This window comes from Dactylosporangium sp. NPDC049140 (assembly GCF_040648435.1).
The window spans coordinates 1-19,723 of sequence record NZ_JBEZDS010000093.1 but is presented as its reverse complement, the minus strand read 5'-3'; the positions used below and the strand labels follow the sequence as shown (position 1 = coordinate 19,723).

19 protein-coding genes and 3 pseudogenes are annotated in these 19,723 nt (G+C 72.1%); 8 read left to right on the top strand and 14 right to left on the bottom strand.

Features of this window, described 5'->3' with window-relative positions; translation table 11 throughout:
- The first annotated feature begins 95 nt into the window (after window positions 1–95).
- Window positions 96–518: a tyrosine-protein phosphatase gene (locus AB0B76_RS57055; RefSeq protein WP_360394257.1), complete on the top strand. Its 423-nt coding sequence runs from the start codon at window positions 96–98 to the stop codon at window positions 516–518.
- 50 nt (window positions 519–568) lie between these two features.
- Here the strand turns inward: AB0B76_RS57055 and AB0B76_RS57050 are convergent, their stop codons facing one another.
- Window positions 569–1,465: a DUF1963 domain-containing protein gene (locus AB0B76_RS57050; RefSeq protein ID WP_360394255.1), complete on the bottom strand. Its 897-nt coding sequence runs from the start codon at window positions 1,463–1,465 to the stop codon at window positions 569–571.
- A gap of 447 nt (window positions 1,466–1,912) precedes the next feature.
- On the opposite strand from AB0B76_RS57050, the gene AB0B76_RS57045 reads away from it, so the two are divergent.
- Both AB0B76_RS57045 and AB0B76_RS57040 read left to right on the top strand, forming a co-directional pair.
- The gene (locus tag AB0B76_RS57045; RefSeq protein ID WP_360394252.1) at window positions 1,913–2,191 is read left to right on the top strand and encodes a hypothetical protein; all 279 of its coding nucleotides are present in this window, start codon (window positions 1,913–1,915) and stop codon (window positions 2,189–2,191) included.
- A 258-nt stretch (window positions 2,192–2,449) separates the two neighbouring features.
- Window positions 2,450–2,830, top strand: coding sequence for a hypothetical protein (locus AB0B76_RS57040; RefSeq protein ID WP_360394250.1), 381 nt, complete (start codon window positions 2,450–2,452; stop codon window positions 2,828–2,830).
- Between the two features lie 358 nt (window positions 2,831–3,188).
- Here the strand turns inward: AB0B76_RS57040 and AB0B76_RS57035 are convergent, their stop codons facing one another.
- The 3 genes and pseudogenes from AB0B76_RS57035 to AB0B76_RS57025 all read right to left on the bottom strand — a co-directional run.
- Window positions 3,189–3,524 (bottom strand): hypothetical protein, encoded by a 336-nt coding sequence (locus tag AB0B76_RS57035; RefSeq protein ID WP_360394260.1) that lies wholly within the window; start codon window positions 3,522–3,524, stop codon window positions 3,189–3,191.
- A gap of 345 nt (window positions 3,525–3,869) precedes the next feature.
- Window positions 3,870–4,073: pseudogene (locus AB0B76_RS57030) on the bottom strand (DUF1062 domain-containing protein); the annotation flags it as partial.
- Between the two features lie 28 nt (window positions 4,074–4,101).
- A pseudogene (locus AB0B76_RS57025) lies at window positions 4,102–4,293 on the bottom strand (DUF1062 domain-containing protein); the annotation flags it as partial.
- A gap of 608 nt (window positions 4,294–4,901) precedes the next feature.
- Here AB0B76_RS57025 and AB0B76_RS57020 point away from each other — a divergent pair.
- A pseudogene (locus AB0B76_RS57020) lies at window positions 4,902–5,540 on the top strand (ATP-binding cassette domain-containing protein); the annotation flags it as partial.
- A gap of 207 nt (window positions 5,541–5,747) precedes the next feature.
- On the opposite strand, the gene AB0B76_RS57015 reads toward AB0B76_RS57020, so the two are convergent.
- Window positions 5,748–6,236, bottom strand: coding sequence for an HAD domain-containing protein (locus tag AB0B76_RS57015; protein ID WP_360394247.1), 489 nt, complete (start codon window positions 6,234–6,236; stop codon window positions 5,748–5,750).
- Between the two features lie 95 nt (window positions 6,237–6,331).
- On the opposite strand from AB0B76_RS57015, the gene AB0B76_RS57010 reads away from it, so the two are divergent.
- Both AB0B76_RS57010 and AB0B76_RS57005 read left to right on the top strand, forming a co-directional pair.
- Entirely contained in the window at window positions 6,332–6,895 is a 564-nt protein-coding gene (locus AB0B76_RS57010; protein ID WP_360394244.1) for a dihydrofolate reductase family protein, read from the top strand.
- 60 nt (window positions 6,896–6,955) lie between these two features.
- Window positions 6,956–8,200 carry a serine hydrolase domain-containing protein gene (locus AB0B76_RS57005; protein ID WP_360394241.1) on the top strand — a complete coding sequence of 415 codons (1,245 nt, stop codon included), beginning with the start codon at window positions 6,956–6,958 and terminating at the stop codon, window positions 8,198–8,200.
- Here the strand turns inward: AB0B76_RS57005 and AB0B76_RS57000 are convergent.
- Both AB0B76_RS57000 and AB0B76_RS56995 read right to left on the bottom strand, forming a co-directional pair.
- Entirely contained in the window at window positions 8,197–9,480 is a 1,284-nt protein-coding gene (locus AB0B76_RS57000; RefSeq protein WP_360394238.1) for a cyclopropane-fatty-acyl-phospholipid synthase family protein, read from the bottom strand. The genes AB0B76_RS57005 and AB0B76_RS57000 overlap by 4 nt on opposite strands.
- A gap of 28 nt (window positions 9,481–9,508) precedes the next feature.
- Window positions 9,509–13,054 (bottom strand): NACHT domain-containing protein, encoded by a 3,546-nt coding sequence (locus tag AB0B76_RS56995; protein WP_360394236.1) that lies wholly within the window; start codon window positions 13,052–13,054, stop codon window positions 9,509–9,511.
- 62 nt (window positions 13,055–13,116) lie between these two features.
- Between AB0B76_RS56995 and AB0B76_RS56990 the strand changes: the two genes are divergently transcribed.
- Entirely contained in the window at window positions 13,117–13,845 is a 729-nt protein-coding gene (locus AB0B76_RS56990; protein ID WP_360394233.1) for a lysophospholipid acyltransferase family protein, read from the top strand.
- Window positions 13,846–14,006: 161 nt separating this feature from the next.
- Here the strand turns inward: AB0B76_RS56990 and AB0B76_RS56985 are convergent, their stop codons facing one another.
- From AB0B76_RS56985 to AB0B76_RS56955, 7 genes are read right to left on the bottom strand one after another with little or no spacing between them, the layout of a single operon-like run.
- Window positions 14,007–15,113 (bottom strand): hypothetical protein, encoded by a 1,107-nt coding sequence (locus AB0B76_RS56985; RefSeq protein WP_360394230.1) that lies wholly within the window; start codon window positions 15,111–15,113, stop codon window positions 14,007–14,009.
- A complete protein-coding gene (locus tag AB0B76_RS56980) occupies window positions 15,110–15,448 on the bottom strand; it encodes a PadR family transcriptional regulator (protein WP_360394227.1) in 339 nt (112 codons plus the stop codon). The genes AB0B76_RS56985 and AB0B76_RS56980 overlap by 4 nt, the downstream gene beginning before the upstream one ends.
- A 32-nt stretch (window positions 15,449–15,480) precedes the next feature.
- Entirely contained in the window at window positions 15,481–15,954 is a 474-nt protein-coding gene (locus AB0B76_RS56975; protein WP_360394225.1) for a YbaK/EbsC family protein, read from the bottom strand.
- Between the two features lie 4 nt (window positions 15,955–15,958).
- Window positions 15,959–16,279: a transcriptional regulator gene (locus tag AB0B76_RS56970; protein WP_360394222.1), complete on the bottom strand. Its 321-nt coding sequence runs from the start codon at window positions 16,277–16,279 to the stop codon at window positions 15,959–15,961.
- Between the two features lie 26 nt (window positions 16,280–16,305).
- A complete protein-coding gene (locus AB0B76_RS56965) occupies window positions 16,306–17,283 on the bottom strand; it encodes a CU044_5270 family protein (RefSeq protein WP_360394219.1) in 978 nt (325 codons plus the stop codon).
- Window positions 17,283–17,828, bottom strand: coding sequence for a sigma-70 family RNA polymerase sigma factor (locus AB0B76_RS56960; protein WP_360394216.1), 546 nt, complete (start codon window positions 17,826–17,828; stop codon window positions 17,283–17,285). Before AB0B76_RS56960 ends, AB0B76_RS56965 begins: the two co-directional genes overlap by 1 nt.
- Window positions 17,829–17,839: 11 nt before the next feature.
- Window positions 17,840–18,874 carry a hypothetical protein gene (locus AB0B76_RS56955; protein ID WP_360394214.1) on the bottom strand — a complete coding sequence of 345 codons (1,035 nt, stop codon included), beginning with the start codon at window positions 18,872–18,874 and terminating at the stop codon, window positions 17,840–17,842.
- 97 nt (window positions 18,875–18,971) lie between these two features.
- Between AB0B76_RS56955 and AB0B76_RS56950 the strand changes: the two genes are divergently transcribed.
- Window positions 18,972–19,670, top strand: coding sequence for a hypothetical protein (locus AB0B76_RS56950; protein WP_360394211.1), 699 nt, complete (start codon window positions 18,972–18,974; stop codon window positions 19,668–19,670).
- The last annotated feature ends 53 nt before the right edge of the window (window positions 19,671–19,723 follow it).

Sequence of the window (19,723 nt, the reverse complement as noted above, 5' to 3'; positions counted from 1 at the left end):
GCCAGTCGCGGCATGAGGGTGCGCCGTGCTCGGTTTGGCACTGCCCGTGGTGAAGCACCATGGTGAACGGTCTGGAAGTCGTTTGAGCGGAGGCGATGATGGACGTGTTGCACTGGTCAGGTGGCCGGAACGTGCGCGACCTGGGTGGTCGAGCGTTGCGCGTCGGCGGCTGCACGCCGTTCGGGAAGGTGTTCCGTTCGGCGGCACCAGAGCACCTGACCGATGAAGGGTGGGCTGCGGCGAAGGCGGCGGGCGTGCGCACGGTGGTAGACCTGCGGAACGCACCGGCCGAGACGCAGCGTCGAGCAGAACATCCGATCATCAGCACCAGCCGCCGGGCGTGGGCCTGGGCCTGGTCGTCGGCGAGCGGCCAGGCGAGCCGGCGGCGGTGCGTGCGGCCCGGTTCGGGCCGCCTTGAAGACGTACAGAAAGTTTGCACAGGCGCCGATGCGCGGCCGATGCGCGGCCGTGTCGGGTCTCAGGACCTGCGTGACGGATCAGTCTCGGGACGTGGGTGACACGTCCGGCTAGGGCCTGCATCGAAGTCGGTGAGGTAGCTCTTCTCGGCCTATTCGGTGAACCCGGGGAATGAGCGCATCTTGTCGAAGCGGCCGGCGGCCAGGTCGTCGAATCTGATCAAGAAGCGTCCGAAGTGGACCTCGTATTCGGTGGGGAACTGGGCGAGCGGCACCCACTCCTGAATCAGTCGGGATACCTCTTCGAGGCGCCAGCGGATCCTCTCGGACCGCGACAGGTCAGGTTCGGTCTTCAATCGGGCCCGGATGCTGTCACGCGCCATATGCTCCTCCGGGGAGTCCGTGCCTCCGATTCTTCGCGTGTATCCACCGATGCGTAGGGATGACCGGCCCATGTCCGTCGGCCAGAGATCCTGGACCAGTGCGATGAGTTCATCGGTGTGCGTCAGCTCACTAACCAGCTGCTTCACGGTGTCCGACGCGAACATGAGGGGGTCGTCCATGTCCTCGTCGTCGGGCTCGAGCCCGGGTGGCAGCTCCGGCACGATGTGGGCATAAAGCCTGTACTCGGGGTAGGGGCGCCGGATCTCACGGTCGGACGACGGCTGCCGGACCGCTGTCTCGGTGCCTGCGGGGACGTACAGGACCCGCGCGTACGCGTCGTAGCCGCGACACCATGCGTCAAAGGCTGGCTCAGGGTCCAGGAAGAAGAGCAGCGAGCCGTCCACCGGCAGGGGGAGCTTCTCGACCTTCGGAAGGGCCGCGCAGTCGAGGGACGCGACGAACGGCAACGGAATCCCGCGCTCGGACGGCCACTCCGTGCCGACAGGTAGCCGGGGCAGCCCGCCGCTCTGCCCGACAACATCCTCGCCGTGGTCGCCGCCACCTAGCCAGATCGCGAATCGCAAGTGGTCGGCGAACCTGTCAACCTGATCCGCCGGAATGCCCCGCTCAATCGCTTCGCGGCGAAACAGCCCGTATAGGTCCATAGCGGAGCATCATCGCAGATGGGTGTTCCGAGTCCGCCCGCCGATCTCGGCTTCACCATCAGCCCGCCAAGTGTCACGCAGGTCTGATACCGATGTGTCACGCAGGTCCCGAGACCGGACAGCCGATGCGCGGCCGTGTCGGGCTCCAGTTGATCTGTTACACATCAGCTTCACTTGACGGGTGACAGTCGGCTGGATCTCTCCTGTTCTGTCTTCACAGTGCGTAACCGGAGTGCCGTCCTATCGCCGGGGAAGCGATCCTCGATGCCGGTCAAGACGCGCGATCAGCGGCAAATGAGTGCGCCGCCGAAGCGTCTCGCCGTTAGCATGCCTCCTCGTGAAGACCCAGCCGGATCAAGCGCCGCTACTCAGCACCACATGGCCGGTGTTCACAGCCGAACCCGCCGCGGCGCTCAACGGCCCCGCCACGAGCCTACGATCGCTGCCATGGAGTTTGTGGCCGGGCCGCCGTCGTGTTGGCTGGTAACGCTAACTTCTGGCGCTTGCTTGGAACTGTGGGCTGACATGTTCAGCCAAGAGGCCGGCATGTACGAGTTCGTGGTCATGGTCCGAGCGGATCCGGCGGAACAGTCGAAGGTTCGTGTGGTCAGCGGCCCCAACGGTCATCCCGGGACTGCCGTCATCGCGGTTGCCCGAATTCCGGAGTCAGAAGTTGCCGGCGTTGAGGGTGGCTGGGACTTCCAGGAGCAGCGGCCCGCATCGTGACTTCCCGGCGATGCCGTCACCGCGATCGTCCTCCGAACGCTCATCGGCTATGTGCGCACGCACAGCCACGCGGACGACTAGGCCTGCCTACGCAGGGTGATAGCCGCCGGAGATCAACGAGCACTGTCGGAACCATATCCGTGCACCTGATCAAGAGGGCCGCTTCCTCGTTATGCTGGTCCTTCCACCACTGGATTGCCCGGCTGAGCAAGGCACTCGGCTGGCGTCCAGCAACACCGGCCGACATGTTGAGGGCAGATGTTCACCCTGGAGGGCCCTGAGGATCAGGTCATCCCGTCCGAGGAACTCGCGGCCGTCTACGCCGCGACTGCCGCCGACGGTGGCCCAACGTTCAGCTGGGCATCAGACGAGGGCAGCATTGAGTGCGTCATCGTCGGTCTCATCGACGACGACTGGTGCTACGTGTCGATGCTCGACTCGGTGGATTGGTCGGATCTGTGCAATGTTGCGGATGATGCCGGCGAAGCCGCGAGGGTGGAGGTCGTCCTCGCCGGATGTTCCGCGTCCGTTCCGCGGGCCGCAGTGGTTCCGCGGCACGTCGGCCTCGCAGCGCTCGCCAGCGCACCGACCTTCTCACAGGTGCCGCCCAACTACATGTGGAGACGGCCACCCCGATAGTGCTCACGCCTGGCGAAGGCTGCGGGACCGCAACCACTGTCACGATGTATCGGTCGGCGCGGCTCCCACGCCGCAACCACAGAACGCGCCACCCAGCACGGCCCCGCACATCCCGGACAGCGCCCCGTCGGCCGTCAGCAGGACACCTGCCGCCCTGGACGGCGTACGCAGCGCGACGATCATCGGCGAGTCGACGCGCACGATCGGCGGCAGATCAGGATGACGCGGTTCGGCTCGTTGGCCGGCATCGATCCGACCGACGGCCGGTAAGTTGTGGCCCGTGATGTCTGCGCGGCCAACGTCCGATGCGGTCCTGACCCGCCTGCTGGGTGAGGTCGCCGCTCGGCCCGGGTGCCGGCTATTGCCGTCGGCCGGATTGCCGCTGCTGCCCGTAGGAGTGATTCTCACTGACGATCTGCGGCGGTTCTACGAGCGCTGTGGCGGGTTGATCCTGTTTGAGGATGCGACGTTCACGCGGCGGGTCGGCGGTCCGCACGAACTGATGCCGGCCAGCCCGAGACTGCTCACGCCGGCGTTGGCCGCAGAGATCGCCGAGCTGAGAGCCGCGAATCTCCGGCCGTTGATCGTACCGTTGCACGAACACGTTCCGGTTGACGAGCTGGAAGCAGTCGAGGCGGCCGAAATCCACACCCGCGTGCTCCGCGGCGAGCCCGTTACTGAACAGCACCGGCACGGCGGCCGCGCCGCGATGTCGGCGTGCAGGAGGTCCTTGGTCCTCTCCAGCAGTTCCCGCAGCAGATCCTTCACGCCCAGGTGGGACAGTGCGGCGTCGGCGACTGCCTGCAGTCGCCGCAGCTATTGCACGAAGGGGACCCGGCCGTCTCCAGACCCGCGCTCGCGCTCGGGCCTGCCCGACGGATCTTGCCGGACAGGCCCCGGGTCCCGCGGAGGGCTCAGCGCTTGAGCGTGAAGGTGAAGTCGCCGGAGTGCTTGCCACCCAGCCGGATTGCCGAAACGAGTTTCCCTCCTTGATCAGTCTCTCGATCTCGGCCCGCAAACGACCGCAGCCTTCGGCGATCAGTCGCACCGGCCGGACCGGGATCCGCGCCGCAAGGCGGACCGAGACGTCGATCACCTCACGGTCAAAGCGATCCGATCCGCCGGTGTCGAGGCGCCAGGCGTTGTCCCAGTCGAGGGTGAAGCCATTGCGGCATTGCACGACCGAACCATGGAGCAGCTCGGCTGTCAGGCCGGCGTCGTTGCCGTGCAGCCGGTCCAGCACCTCGGGTCGTGTGGAGCCGCATATTCATCCGCTCCAGGACCGTGGGCTTCGCAGGGTCCCCGCAGGCGGTGCAGAGCACGAGGAGCCAGGCGTCGAGGAGCTTGTGGTTTGCGGTGACGCGAAAATTACCGCTTGCCTGGAAGCGCTCGGACGCGCACGCGTGGGAACGGTGGAGTACGAGCGGCAGGCAGGTGGGCACGACAGTTCCGTGTTTGAGCATAGAAGTACACCGGTTTCAGTGAGAAGTCCGCAGCAGGAAAGGATCGCGGCGCACATGTGCGACGCGCGACGAATCAGCGCTCGGGAGGTCTCACAGGGTGTACAACGGCGCGTCCTTGACTAGACGACTTGGCTCGGCAGCACGGTAGTGGCGCACAGCGGCGCTGGTCCACTGATTTAGAGCGCCTCACCGCCAGGTTCTGTCCGGCGGATCTTGGGTGGCGCCAGAGTCGGCTCGAGGCAATGGCGCCCCATGCCCATGCCGACGGCCCGCAGTCGCGGGGGTCGCAAGATCCGCCGGGTGCGCCCTAATTACTTCGACCTGAAAAGTAGATGTGAGCGCGCTGGCCACGGCTGGGTCCGTGGGCAGCGGCGGCCGTGGGCTGTGCGGGGGCTCGCGGCTGGGAGCCCGTTAATTCCGGTGCGGCGGCGATATCCGTCGACCACCTTGTCGGCCCGGCTCTTCAGGTCGAGGAGCGAATCCTCGTCGGCTGCGAGGCCGAACTCCGCGCAACTGCGCCGGTGTTCGCGGTCCTGTTCCGCCCAAGCGCGCGCAAGCTCGTCAGCCTTGGCCCGTAGCCGTTTCGCGGTGGTCGCCGATCGACCGGCTTGCCCGCACGGCCCTGTCCGAGCGGTTCCCGGCCGCGTGGACCTACCTGCAGGGGCTGCTGTTCGTGCTCGTCGTGGCGTTCCTGCCCGGCGGTCTCGCGCCCGTGGCGGGTCTCGTGCGGCGGCGCCGGCGGGCCGGGGCCGCGCAGCGCCCACCGTCCATTGTGGCCGAGCCGGCAGGAGAAACGGCATGACCGGTCTGCAGATCCGCGACCTGCGGTCGTCTTCGACGGCTTCGCCGCCGTCGACGGCATCAGCCTCGACGTCCCGCCCGGCGACATCCGCTTCCTCATCGGCCCCAACGGCGCCGGCAAGACCACCCTCGTCGACGCCCTCACCGGGCTGGTGGAGGCCACCGGCTCCGTCCGCTTCGAGGACCGTGAGCTGCTCGGTCTCGCGGTGCACCGGATCGCCCGGCTCGGCATCGGCCGCACCTTCCAGACCGCGGCGGTGTTCGAGGACCTCACCGTGCTGCAGAACCTCGACATCGCGCCCGGCGCCAGTGGCGGCCCGCTCACCCTGGCCCGCCGGCGCAAGACCGTGCCGGCCGCCGCCGCACAGGCCCTCGAGACCATCGGCCTCACCGCCCAGCGGGACCGGCTGGCCGGCACCCTTGCGCACGGCCAGAAACAATGGCTGGAGATCGGCCTGCTGCTCGTCCAGGACGTGCGGCTGCTCCTGCTCGACGAGCCCGTCGCCGGCATGAGCCAGGACGAGCGCGACGCCACCGGGGTGTTGCTCGGCGAGGTCGCCCGCGACCACACCGTCGTCGTCAGGACATCGGCGGCCTGGCTCCCCACCAGCGCGTGGCCCGCGGCCTGGCCTACGTGCCGCTGGAGCGTCCGCTCAGGCCGCGGCCCAGTCCCGGATGGCGTCGAAGTCGGCGGCGGTGAGCCCGGCCCGGCCCATGACGCGGTGCAGCAGCGCCGGGGCCGTGTGGTGCCGGGCGACGAAGGTCCGGTCGGCCGCGGTGATCTCGTCGTCGACCCAGACGAACGGCCGCCCGGCCGCCCAGGCGACGACGTCCCTGGTCTTCCAGTGCCGCCCGTCCGGGTCCACCTCGTCGTCCGCGGACCACGCGACGACCGGCAGCCGCGGCAGGCCGAGCAGCGGGCCGATGACCTCGTTGGCGTCGGCGGCCCAGGTGGTGGCCCAGACCAGGTCGCAGCCGAGCGCGAGCAGCCGCGGCCCGTCGGCCGGGTCGACGCGGGCGAGCAGCGGGTTGCCGTGCCGCGCGGCGGCCGCCGCGGCGGCCGGGTGCGGGTCGGCGCCCCGGTGCGCGAGCGGGATGAGCGGCCCGTCGACGTCGAGGAACAGCAGTGGCTTCGATCCCACACAGAAATTGTGCGCACATGTCCGCAAGGGTGTGTCGAGCGGGCGTCCGCGGCTCCGACCGATGGGCAAAGGACCGGACACGAAGGAGCGGGAACATGCGCAAGGTCATCTACTGGGTGCACACCTCCGTCGACGGGTTCATCGACGGGCCGGACGGGGAGTTCGACTGGCCGGTGATGGGGCCGGAGCTCTCGGCGTACTCGGAGGCGCTCGACGAGCGGGTCGACACGCTGCTGTACGGGCGCCCGGTCTGGCAGATGATGGTCGGCTTCTGGCCGCAGGCCGAGTCGATGAGCGACGACCCGCACACCCGGGCGTTCGCCCCGTTCTGGCGGGCCACGCCGAAGGTCGTGTGCTCGCGGACGTACGAGGGCGACGACTGGACCGCCCGCGTGATCCGCGACGACCTCGCGGGCGAGGTGGCCGCGCTCAAGGCCGGGGACGGGGCCGACATCCTGCTGACCGGGGGTAGCGGACTCGCGGCGGCGCTCACCGCGCACGGGCTCATCGACGAGTACCACATCGCGGTGCACCCGGTCGTTCTCGGCGGCGGCCGTCCGCTCTTCGCCGAGCCCGGGCGGCGGCTCAACGTGGAGCCGGACGGGTCGCGCGTGCTCGACGGCCGCGTGGTGGTGACCCGCTACCACCTGGCCGGGTGAGGCCGGAAAAGATGCACGGCCAATGTCAAAAGATCACCCGGCGGCGTATCGTCCCGCGGCATGGTGTTCAAGGTGGACGTTCCGCCGGGTCTCGTCGGCGGCGACGCCGACGAGGGGTACGGTCCGGTCGCCGATGCGTTCCGGCGCAACTTCGCCGAGCGCGGCGAGATCGGGGGCGCCTGCGCCGTGTACCGCGACGGCCGCAAGGTCGTCGACCTGTGGGGCGGCTACCGCGACGGGCACCGCCGCGAGCCCTGGCGCGAGGACACGCTCGTCACCGTGTTCTCCACGACGAAGGGGGTGTCGGGGCTCGCGCTCGCGCTCGCCCACGCCCGCGGCTGGATCGACCACGACGCGCCCGTGGCGCGGTACTGGCCCGAGTTCGCCGCCGCCGGCAAGGACGCGGTGACGGTCCGGCAGCTGCTCGCCCACCAGGCCGGGCTGCCCGCGATCGACCGGCCGCTGAGCGTCGGGGACCTCGCCGACCTCGACGTGGTCGCGGCCGCCCTCGCGGCGCAGCGGCCGGCCTGGGCCCCGGGGACGCGGCACGGGTACCACGCCATCTCCCTCGGCTGGTACGAGGGCGAGCTCATCCGCCGCGTCGACCCCGGGCGGCGCACGCTCGGCCGGTTCTTCGCCGAGGAGGTGGCGGCGCCGCTCGGCATCGAGTTCCACATCGGCGTGCCCGATTCCGTGGACCCGGAGCGCATCGCGCACATCCACGGGTTCAAGCCGGCCGAGATGCTGCTGCACATGGGCACCATGCCGCGCGGGTTCGTGCTGGGCTTCCTCAACCCGAGGAGCGTCACGGCGCGCTCGTTCACCAATCCGAAGGTGCTCGGCCAGACCGGCAACTACAACCTCCCCGAGGTGCGGCGGCTGGAGCTGCCCGCGGCCAACGGCACCGGCGAGGTCCGCGCGATCGCCCGTGCCTACGGCGACGCGGCCACCGGCGGGGCGGTCCTCGGGCTCGGCCCGGCGACCCTGGACGCGCTGGTCCGGCCCGCGGAGGCGCCCAGCGGCGGCCTTCAGGATGTCGTACTGCGGGTGCCGACCCAGTTCTCACTGGGTTACATCAAGCCGTTCCCGGCCTTCCGGTTCGGGGCCGCCGGCGACCGTGCGTTCGGCACGCCCGGGGCCGGCGGCTCGTTCGGGTTCGCCGACCCCGAGACCCGCGTCGGCTTCGCGTACGCCATGAACCGCGCGGGCTTCCACCTCTGGGACGACCCGCGGGAGCTGGCGCTGCGCGAGGCGCTGTTCCGCACCGTGCTCGGCGAGCGGAGCCAGCGAGCCGACCGCGCCTAGGCCGGCCCGTACCAGTCCTCGCGGGTCATCGGCAGGTCGGTGGCGCCGCCCGGGGACTTCTGCAGCAGCGTCTGGTGCAGGTTGATCCGGCCGCGCCGGTAGGCGTGCTCCAGGCCGGCGAAGTAGATCCGGTAGACCCGGACCGTCCGGTCGCCGACGATCGCCGCGGCCTGCGCCTCGGCGCCGTCGAGGCGCTCGCGCCAGCTACGGATCGTGCGGGCGTAGTGCCGGCGCAGGTTCTCGACGTCGAGCACCTCGAAGCCGGCGTCCTCGGCGGCCCGGACGGTGGCGCCGATCGTCATGAGGCGGGCGTCGGGGAAGACGTAGGCGTCGAGGAACGGCGAGCCGATGGGCTCGCCGGCCTTGCCGGTCATGCCGTGGTTGAGCAGGGTGCCGCCCGGTTCGAGCAGGCGCCAGGCCTTGGCCAGGTACGTCCGCCACACGGCCGGGCCGAGGTGCTCGACCAGGCCGACCGAGCTGATGCGGTCGTACCGCCGGGCCTCGTCGAGGTCGCGGAAGTCGGTCAGCTCGATCCGGCAGCGCCCGCTCAGGCCGGCGGCGGCGACGCGCTCGGTGGCGAGCTCGGCCTGGGCCGTGCTGTTGGTGACGCCGTGCACGATCGCGCCGTAGTGGCTCGCGGCGTGGATGGCCAGGCCGCCCCAGCCGCAGCCGACGTCGAGGAGCCGGTCGCCCTCCCGCAGCCGCAGCTTGCGGCAGACCAGGTCGAACTTCTGGACCTGGGCGGCGTCGAGGGTGTCGGTCTCGGTGCGGAAGTACCCGCAGGTGTACGCCATCCACGCATCGAGCCAGAGCCGGTAGAAGTCGTTGGAGCGGCTGTAGTGGAAGTCGTTGACCAGCCGGTCCCGGGCGACCGAGTGGGCCCGGCCGGCGAGGCTGACGCGCAGCTCCCGGGGGCGGCCGGAGCCCGCCCGGGGCAGCGACAGCAGCAGGCGCAGCTGCCGGGCCCGCGCGGTGGCCGGCACCGGCGACTCGATGATCGTGTAGGCGACGCGCATCGCGGCGACGAGGTCGCCCTCGACGTCGATGTCGCGCATGACGTACGCCTCGCCGAACGTGCGGTCGTTGAGCGGGAAGAACATGGCGCGCAGGGCGCCGGGCCGGTTCAGCACCAGCGTGAACTCGGCGTCGCCGGGCGGGTCGAAGCGCCGGCCGTTCCAGTCGCGCACGGCGAACCGGCGGCCGCCGTAGTCGTGCAGGACCGCGTCGAGGACGCGGATCGTGCGCTCGGTCAGCGGATCGTCCACCCGGGTCACGGTCATCGGGGCCTCCAGCGCGGGGAAGTGGGCGTCAGCGGGGCTGCAGCCCCTCGTCGGGGCGGTCGGCGAGCCGCAGCAGCATCTCCGCGATGTGCTTGTCGCGCACGGTGGGCGCCAGCCGGTCCGGGAACTCGGCCAGGGTCGGCTCGACGTCGAGGCAGTCCTCCAGCAGCGACAGCATCGAGCCGGCCAGCTCGCCGCGGTCGAGGCCGGCGAGCATGTCGCCGACGGCCTCGCAGACCACGGTGGGGCGGGGCTCGGCCTCGTCGCGCTCGCCGGCCCGGCTGGTGACCCAGTCGCGGACGATGCCGACCAGGTCGAGCGCCTTCCAGGTCTCCTTCGCGTCCTGGGCACACGCCTGCAGGTCGGCGAGCGCCTTGCACGCCACGGCGGACGACGCGACCAGCGGGCGCTGCACGCGGGCGGCCCGCATGAAGTGCAGCCCGCGGACGGACCGCAGATAGCCGAGGTACGTCATGTAGCGCGCGAAGCGGGTGTACTCGAGGCCGCGTAGCGCCTGCAGGTCGCGCAGGCGGTGCAGGTCGCGGAAGTCCTCGGCGCTGCGCACCACGAACCGGTCGTGGCGCAGCACCGAGCGCATGCGTTCGAGGTAGTCGGTGTAGGACGACGTGCGCTTGTCGTCGCAGAGCATCGCCAGGTAGCAGCGGGCGAACAGCTGCCGGTCGCCGTCCGGGCCGGTGAACTGCTCGCGGAGCAGGGCGGCGAGGGCCTCCTGGCTCGGGGCGTCGTCCAGCACCGCGGTCCAGAGCATCGCGGCCATCCGGTACTGCAGGAACGTGCCGGCGCGCATCTGCTCGGCGAGGTACGACCGGCCGATCGCCACCTCCTCGCCGTGGGGTCCCCGCCCGGCGCGTTCGAGCATCTCGACGAGCATTGCCGCGAGCGGGTAGCGCACCTGGTCGGCCGCGTCGAGCAGGCGCCGGTGGATGTCCACCGCGGCGGAGACCGCCCGGCCGCCGACCTGGTCGGTGCCGCGCAGCAGGCCGCGCCACGCGTCCAGCGCGCTGCGGTACCGCTCGTTCATGTCCTTGCGGACCGGCGCGACGGTCGGGGTCAGCAGCGCGCGGGCCAGCAGCGACATGCGGCCGGCCATCTCCAGGGTGGTCGGGCGGCCGCCGAGCCGCTCCCGGACCTGGGCGAGCTCGGCCCCGGCCGGCCCCTGGGCGTCGAGCAGCGACAGTACCGTGACGCAGTAGCCCTGCACGTCGGGCGCGACCGGTCGCACGCCCGGCCGCGGGCGGAACGCGCCGACGGCCGGCGCGCCGGCGAGCGTCATCACCGCCGGGACCAGCGGCATCAGCGCCTCCGCGGAGTGGTGGGCCACCTCGCCGGCAACCATGGCCAGCAACGCCGTCGTCGGCTCGAGCAGTGGTCCGTCGGTGTCGATGGTCGCCGCGACCACCTCCGTGAACGCCGACAGCGATCCGGTGCGCCGCTGCGGTCGCAGCAGCAGTCCGTGCGCGGCCTGCTCGACACGGCTGCAGGTCGGCCAGTCGTGGGCCGCGTGCGCGGCGGCGTAGACGTCCAGCAGGGCGGCGCAGATCCGCCGCTGCAGGTCGCGGGCGGCCGTTCCCGGGCGGACGTCGACCAGACACTCGGCGCACAGCATCACGTCGCCCGGCGTGCGCGGGGCCGGTCCGTCCATCAGCTCGCCGAGGAGCCGGTTGGCGAGCTCGGGCCCGTCGCTGTCGAGGTCGCTGGCGCAGGCGATGGCGAGCACGAACGGCTCCCGCCACACGCCGCTGTCGTCCCGGGCCAGGGCGAGCAGGGCCGCGGCCCCGGGGCCGGGGTCCAGCAGCGCCTCGCGCAGCAGGTAGCGGGCCGCGAAGTACTCCTGGAAGCTGCGGTGGGCGAAGCCGTAGTACTCCTCGGTGCGCCGGCCGAACACGCCGCCCCGGACGCGTACCAGCTGCAGGAACGCCTCGACCGCGGGGACGGAGGAGTCCTCGCCGGGCGCGTAGCGGCGGGTCGCGTCGGAGACGCTGCCCATCACCGTCGGCCGGTCGGCGAGGTTGTTGGAGTGGGCCGACTGCATGCGCACGGCGAGCGGGCCGAGCTTGGCGATGGCCGCCTCCTCGGGCACGACCGGCAGCTGCGTCGTGGTGTTGCGGCTCTCCAGCATGGTCCGCACGATCGTGCCGTAGATCTCGCTGCGGCGCAGTGACAGCGCGACCTGGTTGTGGTGCATGACGGTCAGCAGGGCCAGCAGCAGCGGGTTGCCGGCCAGCTCCAGCAGCGCCGGCCGCCCGTTGATGAGATCGCGCAGCCGCGCGATCTCGGCCGCCGCCCGCTGGCCGACGAGCTCGGGCCGGTCGGCGATCCGGGCCAGGCGCAGCTCCGGGTCCCACCGGCCGATCGCGTGGTTCCACTGGGTGAGGAAGGTGTCGATCTGCTCGATGCTGAAGTCGGCGATGGTGACGTGCGCGGCGGCGTCCGGGAACGCGTGCTGGTCGTAGCCGGCCAGCCGGGACGTGATGAGGAACCGGTTGAACGGCCGCCCGGGCCGGTTGCCGGCCGGGGCGTAGTTGCGGGCGAAGTCGCGGATCGCGCGCTGCACGGCCTTGCGCTCGGCGATGTCGCTGATCTCGTCGAGGCCGTCCATGAGCACCGTGCAGGCGCCGCTGCGCAGCGCGGAGTCGAGGTACTCGCCGACGTTGTCGATGGTCCACCGGCCGACGGTGATGCCGATGAACTCGCGGAGGCTGACGGCCTCCGGCGCGCGGTTCGCGCACGCGTCGGCGTACTCGCGCAGCTGCACGAAGATCGGCACGGCGACCGGCTCCGGCACGGTCGGCAGCGGATCGGCGTCGCCCCGGCTGCGGCGCGCCAGGTTCAGGGCGATCCGCGCCAGCAGCGTGCTCTTGCCGGCGCCCGGCTTGCCCTGGATGACCAGGATCGGCTTCTCCGGCTCGAGCTGGCCGAGCACGTCGCCGAGGGAGTACCGCTCGTCGCCGCCGATGCCGCCGCGCTTGCGCTCGATGCCGGACAGGATGCGCTCGACCTCCTCGGCCGACGGGGAGTCCAGCGCCCGGCGCAGCTTGGCCCGTTCGTCGGCGGTCAGCGGGTACTCGGCGACCGCCCGGCGCAGGAACGCCGGCTCCACGAAGATCTGGTCGAGGCTAACGCTGTCGGAGACGAGGCTTTCGGGGATGCCGGTCAGCGCGATCTGCTCGTGCTCCTTGATCACCCGGGTCAGGTAGGCCCGGCGCGCGTCGGGCATCCGCCGCAGGAGGCCCGGATGGCTGCCGGCGAACACCGCCGCGGTCACGATGCTCAGCAGCGCGAAGGCCAGGACCGCGATCGTCGGGTGGGTCAGCAGCCAGCCCAGCGGCGTGTCCTGCAGGGACCGCAGCCAGTTCGGCGGCGACACCAGCGCCGAGGAGGCCAGGTTGCCGGCCACCTGGACGCCGATCGTGACCCACACGACCCAGCCCCAGCGCCAGGTCAGGACGCACAGCCGCTCGTAGATCCGCCGGGCCCGGCCGCGCGGGACCCGGACCCGGCGATACGGCCGGCGAATGGTGCGCCATCGACTTCGCCATTGACGGTGATCCACCCGTACCGCCTCCGCGTTTTTTGTTTTCCCCAGCATGGCAAATCCGCGCAACAATCGACACCATGCTGCGCGTGTTCTCGGTCGCCTATTGGGTGATAATCGCGGTGACCTGCCCGATTTACTTCGTCGGTGCGGTGATTGTCGGAATCATCGCGCTGCCGTTCGACCGCCGGCGATTCCTGCTGCACCTGTACACCAGCGTCTGGGCGGTGTCCTACATCTGGATCAACCCGTTGTGGCGGCTGCGGGTCGCCGGGCGCGCCCGGCTGCCGTGGCGCGGCCCCGCGGTGCTCGTCGCGAATCATGCCTCATTGATCGACATCATCGTGCTGTTCGCGCTGTTCCGCCCGTTCAAATGGGTGTCGAAACAGGAGATCTTCAAACTGCCGTTCATCGGCTGGAACATGCGCCTGAACGGCTATGTCGCGCTGCGCCGGGGCGACCGCGACTCCGTCCGGAGCATGATGGCGGCCTGCGACCGGCTGCTGGCGGCGGGCTGCCCGATCATGATGTTCCCCGAGGGGAGCCGCACGCCCGACGGCGAGCTGCAGCGGTTCAAGGACGGCGCGTTCGAGCTGGCCCGGCGCCACGGCGTGCCGGTCCTGCCGATCGCCGTGCACGGGACCGGCCGCGCGCTGCCCAAGCACGGGCTGATCCTGCGCGACCGGATCGACGCCCGGGTCGAGGTCCTGCCGGCGCTCGACCCGTCGTCCTTCGCGGACCTCGCCGCCCTCCGCGCCGCGGCCCGGGGCGCCATCGAGGATGCCCTGGCGACCGGCGTGCGAGGCTAGGGGCTGTATCGAAGTGGATGGCCGGGCTGCGGCGGACTCAGGCGTCGGCTGGAACCACACCGGTCACACCCCGATACAACCCCGGTATCGGGGCGCGCCCGGCGCGGCCCCAGCCGACGCCTGAGCCTCGCCTCGCTCCGGCCCCCACTTCGATGCAGCCCCTAGTTCCGTTCGCGCTCGGCGGCCGCGCCGAGGGCGGCGAGGCGCATGGTCTCGTCGCGCCGGCGCACCCACCACAGGCCGAGCAGGAACACGAGCAGCGGCAGCAGGACCAGCGAGGCCCACTGCCCGGCCACGAGCGGGATGTTGTGCCCCATGTGCACGTTCGACACCGCCCAGCCGTTGAAGCCGAGCTCGACCAGCGCCGCGAGGGTCGCCACCGGTGCGACCGCCACGAGCATCCGGCGCCGGACCGGCCCGGGCAGCCGCGCGACCGCGACGGACCCCGCGACCACGGCGACCAGGATGGCCAGCAGCATGAGGTCCACCTGGGTCGCGTCCGCCCCCTCCAGCCCCCAGCCGGACGTGGCGGACTGCAGGCCGGGCAGGTCCTGGAGGTAGAACGCGTTGTAGCCGCCCCGCGTGTAGTCGATGAGCAGGCCGGAGCCGCCGACGGCCAGGACGGCGCCGATGACGGCGGGGGCGGCCAGGAGCACGGCGAGGCGCCACCGGCCGGCGACGGCCCCCGGGCGGCGCGGGCCGGCGGCCGTGAGGGCCACGGTGGCGACGAGGCCGAGGGCGAGCCACCACAGGCCGTACACCACCGCCACCGGGTCGTCCGGGAACCGCCGCAGCAGCGTCACCGCCTCGATGAGCAGCGCGACCCAGCCGAGCCCGGCCGCGATCCGGCGCCGCCCGGCGAACGCGGCCGCGGCGACGAGCGCCCAGGCGCCGGCCAGGAGCAGGACGGTGGCGCCGGGGTTGAGGACGTGGGGCGGCGTGGCCCACTGCGACGAGAGCCCCGACAATGCGCGGCGCGCCGCGGCCGTGAGCCGCAGCGTCGCCAGCACGACCGCGAGCACGGGGCCGAGCAGCGCGCACGCGTCGGACCAGCCGGAGTCGAGCAGCCCGCCGCCCGGGCGCCGGAACAGGCGCTGGCGCAGGGCGTGGAAGAGGATGTCGGCGGCGTCGCCGGGGCGGGGCCAGCGGCGGCCCTCGCCGGCGTCGGCCAGCATCGTGGTGAGCATGTCCTCGCCGTGGACGCGGCGGAAGGCGGCCGGGTACACCCGCAGCAACCGCTCGTAGCGGGCCTCCAGCGGGGCCGTCATGCCGCACCTCCGCCGGCGAGCAGGCCGCTGTTGCGCAGGCGGCGCCCGGCGGTGTTCGCGGCCGCGCGGCGGCGGTCGGCCTCGGCCGCCAGCTGCTGCGCGCCGGGGGCGGTGAGCCGGTAGTTGCGCCGCAGCCGGGACTGCACCACCTCCTCGCTGTCGACCTCGATGAGGCCCGCCTCGGCCAGCTCGGCCAGGACCGCGTAGAGGGTGCCGGGGCGCAGCCGCACGGCGCCGTCCGACTGCTGCTCGACGTCTTTCATGATGCCGTAGCCGTGAGTGGGCTCGGCCGCGAGCGCGGAGAGGATCAGGAACGCCGACTCTTTGAGGGGCATGGATGAAGCATATAACGGAATCCGTCATATACCTAGACCAGGGTGATGGGGGCCAGGTGCGGATCGGCCAGCCGGGCGTAGTCCTCGCTGTTCAGTGCGAGGGAGCGGTCCAGGCGGGCGGCGTTGAAGTACAGCTCCGGGTGCTCGAGCAGTGCCGGGTCGGCGACGAGGGTCAGGTCGGGGTGGAAGCTGAACGGCAGGATCGTCCCGCTCGCGCTGCCGGCCAGCGCCTCGGCGCGGTCCGTGGAGGCGAACGACACGTAGGTGCCGCCGGCGAGCGCCTTGAGCGCGGCCAGGTCGACCCGGGCGTCGCCGGGGACCACGGCCAGGTAGTAGCGGCTCGTCTTCTTGCCCAGCTTCACCATGACCACGAGGCATTTCGCGGCGCAGGCGGGCTCGTGGCCCCGCAGGGCGCTCACCTCGTCGGTGCGGCCCTCGGGGGCGTGGTCGATCACGCGGTACCGCGCGCCGCCCTCGTCCAGCCGGGCCATCAGCTTCTCGTACACGCCGTCACCAGTCTTCCGCGAGCATCCGTTTGACCGCCGCGATGCGCTCCTCGTCGCGGCGGTAGAAGGTCCACTGCCTGATCCGCCGGGCCCGCAGCAGGCCGGCCGCGGTCAGCAGCCTCAGGTGCTCGCTCGCGGTGGGCGCGCTGACGCCCAGCTTCCCGGCGATGTAGACGGAGCAGACCCCGTCCTCGACGAGGTCGCCGTCGCGCTGCGGGGGGAAGTGCGCCCGCGGGTCGGCGAGCCACTCGAGCACGGCGAGCCGCTTCTCGTTCCCCAGTGCCTTGAGGACCTCGACGTCGAGCACGGTTAGAGAGTTTGCCAACTCCCTAACCGTGCTGTCAAACGGCGTTACCCGGTCGCGCCGACCCGGTCGACGATGACCGCCCGGGTGTAGATCACCTGGCGGAGCAGGGCGCCCACCGGGGTGAAGTCGTCGTCGCCGTGCTCGTCGGTTTCGTGGTGCTCGGCGACGGCGACCTCGCGCTGGCCGATCAGCCGGTACGTGGACGGGTCGAACAGCAGCTCCTGCGCGAGGTACCCCGCGATGACCCGCCCGAGCCCGATCGCCGGCCGCCCGTCGAGGTTCACCGCGTCCGGGTTGAGCCGCACGTCCTCGCCGCGCGCGAGGGCCCCGTAGAACGCCGCCTCGACCTTCGGCGGGAGCACGTACTGGCCGAGCAGCGCGTCGAGGACGACGCCGTAGTTCTTGGGCGCCTTGTCCCAGGCGAGCACCTTGTCGGGCGTGTCGAGCGTCTTGAGCTGGTTGTAGTCCAGCTGCCCCCAGGTGACGTCGCCGCCCTGCCGGTACACCCTCAGTTCGCCGCCCTCGTTGGTCGCCATCACCTGGGCGTCGATGCGCTTCCACTCCTGGAGGGTGATGGTGCGGGTACGGCCGGGCACGATCGGGTCGTTGGGGTGGTCGCGCTCGTACGCGACCTCGTTGCGCAGCTGCCGCGACTCGTTGTACATGAACTGGTCCGGCCGCGGGTCGGCCCACGGCTTCCGCGTGGCGGCCCAGGCCGCGTTGGTGAGCACCTCGGCGGCGCTGGCGGGCTTGGGGAAGGGCAGGCCGGCCGTGCTGTAGCCCTTGCCGCTGTCGTCGACCGTGCCGAAGTTCTCCACCGCCACGACGCCGATCACCGCCGCGGCCGCGGCCGCCGCCGTGAGCGCCACGCGCAGCGGCCACCGCCGGCGCCGGTGCGCCGGGGCCGCGACCGGGGCGGGCTCCATGTGCCGCAGCAGGGCCGCCCGGGCCCGGTCGCGGGTGCCCGCGGCCGGCTCGGGATCGGGCCCGAACGCCTCCCGCAGCGCCGTCATCTCGTCCATCACCGCTCCATCTCCGTGTCGGAATCCAGGGCCTTGCGCATCTCCTGCCGGGCCCGGTGCAGGCGCGAGCGCGCGGTGCCCTGCGGGATGCCCAGGGCCACGGCCGCCTCCGCCTGGGTGAGCCCGGCCCACGCGACGAGCAGCAGCACGTCGCGGTCGGCCAGTGACAGCCGGTCGAGGGCGGCGGCGAGCCCCGCCCGGGCGCTGCCGGCGTCGACCCGCCCCGGCACCAGCTCGGCCTCGTCCGGCCCGGTGTCCGGCTCGGCGCGCCGCGCGTAGGCCTTGTAGCGGCGGGCCTCGGCCCGCGAGTGCCGCATGATCAGGTTCGAGGCGATCCCGTACAGCCACGGGCGCACGTCACCGCGGGCCGGATCGAAGCCGGCCCTCCGGTCGTAGGCGACCAGGAACGTCTCCGATGCCACGTCCTCGGCCAGGTCGGGGCCGAGGCGTCGCGCCGCATAGGCGTATATGTGCTCGTAGTGGCGGTCGAAGACGTCCGCGAACCGGTCCTGCAGCAGGTCGGCGTCGGTCTCCGGCGGTATCAAGTCCGTCTCCCTCACAACCCCTGTTCGCCGGAGTCCCGGAAAGTGTTCGCGACGTAGGTCCGGGCGAACGGCTCCGGGATGGCGAAGTACGCGGCCGCCACCCGGGCCGGGTCGGTCGCGAGCTCGCCGCGGCCCGGGACGTCGTCGTGATCGTCCCAGCCCCACGGGGCGTGCGCCGAGTCGGTGGTGCACCGGAACGTGCCGTGCCCGCACGCGTCGCGGCCGCGCCGCGGGGCGTCGCCGGCGAAGGTGCCCGGGGCCGCGAACAGCGCCGGGTCGTCGCGGTGGGCCCAGAGACCGTCCGGGGCGAAGACGTCGATCAGGGCGTACCCGACGTCGGTGTCGCCGGGGCCGCGGGGCACCTCGGCCGCCGGGGCCGGGTAGTACACGACGCCGCCGGAGCGCCCGCGGTACGCCCGCAGCCCGTGCCCGTGCGCCTCCTGCTCGGTGACCGGGTGCGCCAGCCCGTCGCGGGTCGAGGTCTGCATCGGCAGGGTGCCGTCGACCGTCTCCCCGCCGCCGCGCCACGGGCTGCCGGGCGGCACGTAGGAGAAGAAGTTCGCGTGAGCCACGGTGATCGCCGCGCGCAGCCGCCCGTACGGCGTGCCGTCCTTCGCCACCACCAGCAGCACCCCCTCGGCGTCGTTCTCGTGCTCGGAGTCGAAGAACGGGCGGTTGGTCCAGTCCCGCGGGTGGAAGAACAGGTACGTCAGGAACCAATGGGTGCCCGTCTCGACCACCGACGCGTACGCGTACGCGGCCGCCGCGGCGCCGCCGGCGTGCTCCCAGTTGTCGCGCCCGTCCCAGTCGCCGTCGAAGTCCACCCGGGTGATCTCGTCGGCCCGCCCGCCCGCGGCGTGCCGGCCGTGCGCGTCCACGTCCTGATGGTGGATCGGCGCCCAGCGCTGCACGAGCGACGGCGCAACGGCAAACCCCGGCCGCGGTACCCCGGCCGCGGCGCCGGCTTGCGCACCGCCCCCGACGAGCCCGCTCCCGGCGAGCATGACGGCGACGAGAAGTCCTTTGACCACGCGCATCTGCGGCATGTCTTCAGGCTCCCGGCCGCGGCCGGGCCCGGCACTGGGGCTGCCTCCCGAATTCGCCCGGGGTTTTCGGGGGGCTAGCCCCCGGGGTCAGCCCCCCATGATGCGTTCGAGCACCGCGGTACACCGGACGCTGGACGGCGCCGAAGGGCCGGGCGTGCTCGTCAACCTCGGCAGCGGCCACGCCGGCGAGGCGCGCGCCACCGCCGCCTGGGCCGCGGCGCGGGGCCTCGGCTACCTCGACGGCGCCATCCTCACCCCGGCCCCGGCGATCGGCTCGCCGACCGCCACGATTCTCTACAGTGGACAGAGCGCCCGGTTCGAGGCGCATGCGGCGGTGCTGCGGTGCTTCACCCCGAACACCGTGTACCTCGGGCCCGACCCGGCGACGGCCGCCGCCTACGAGATGGCGCTGCTCGACCTGTTCACCACGGCGACCGGCGGGCTGCTGCACGCCTTCGCGCTCGCCCTCGCCGCCGGGCTCGACCTGGACCTGTTCGCGCGGTTCGCCGGCGGCGCCGGCGCGCTGCTGCCGGAGATGGCGCGGCGGTACGCGCGGAACCTGGCCGAGGACACGTACCCCGGCACCCCGTCCAGCCTGGGCTCGGCCCGGACCGCGATCGCCCACGTGGCCGCGGCCGCGGCCGACCTCGGCGTCGGCCCCGGGCCGCTGCCGGCACTGCGGGCCCTGTTCGAGCGGGCGGTCGCGGCGGGCCACGGCGCCGACGGGTACGCGCGGCTGGCCCGGCTCCTGGCCGTGGCACGTTTCCGGGATTCGACGGCCGGCGAAGCTCCGTAACGTATTCCTCAACAGCGACAACGACATCCCAGGGGGATACAGCATGAGCGACA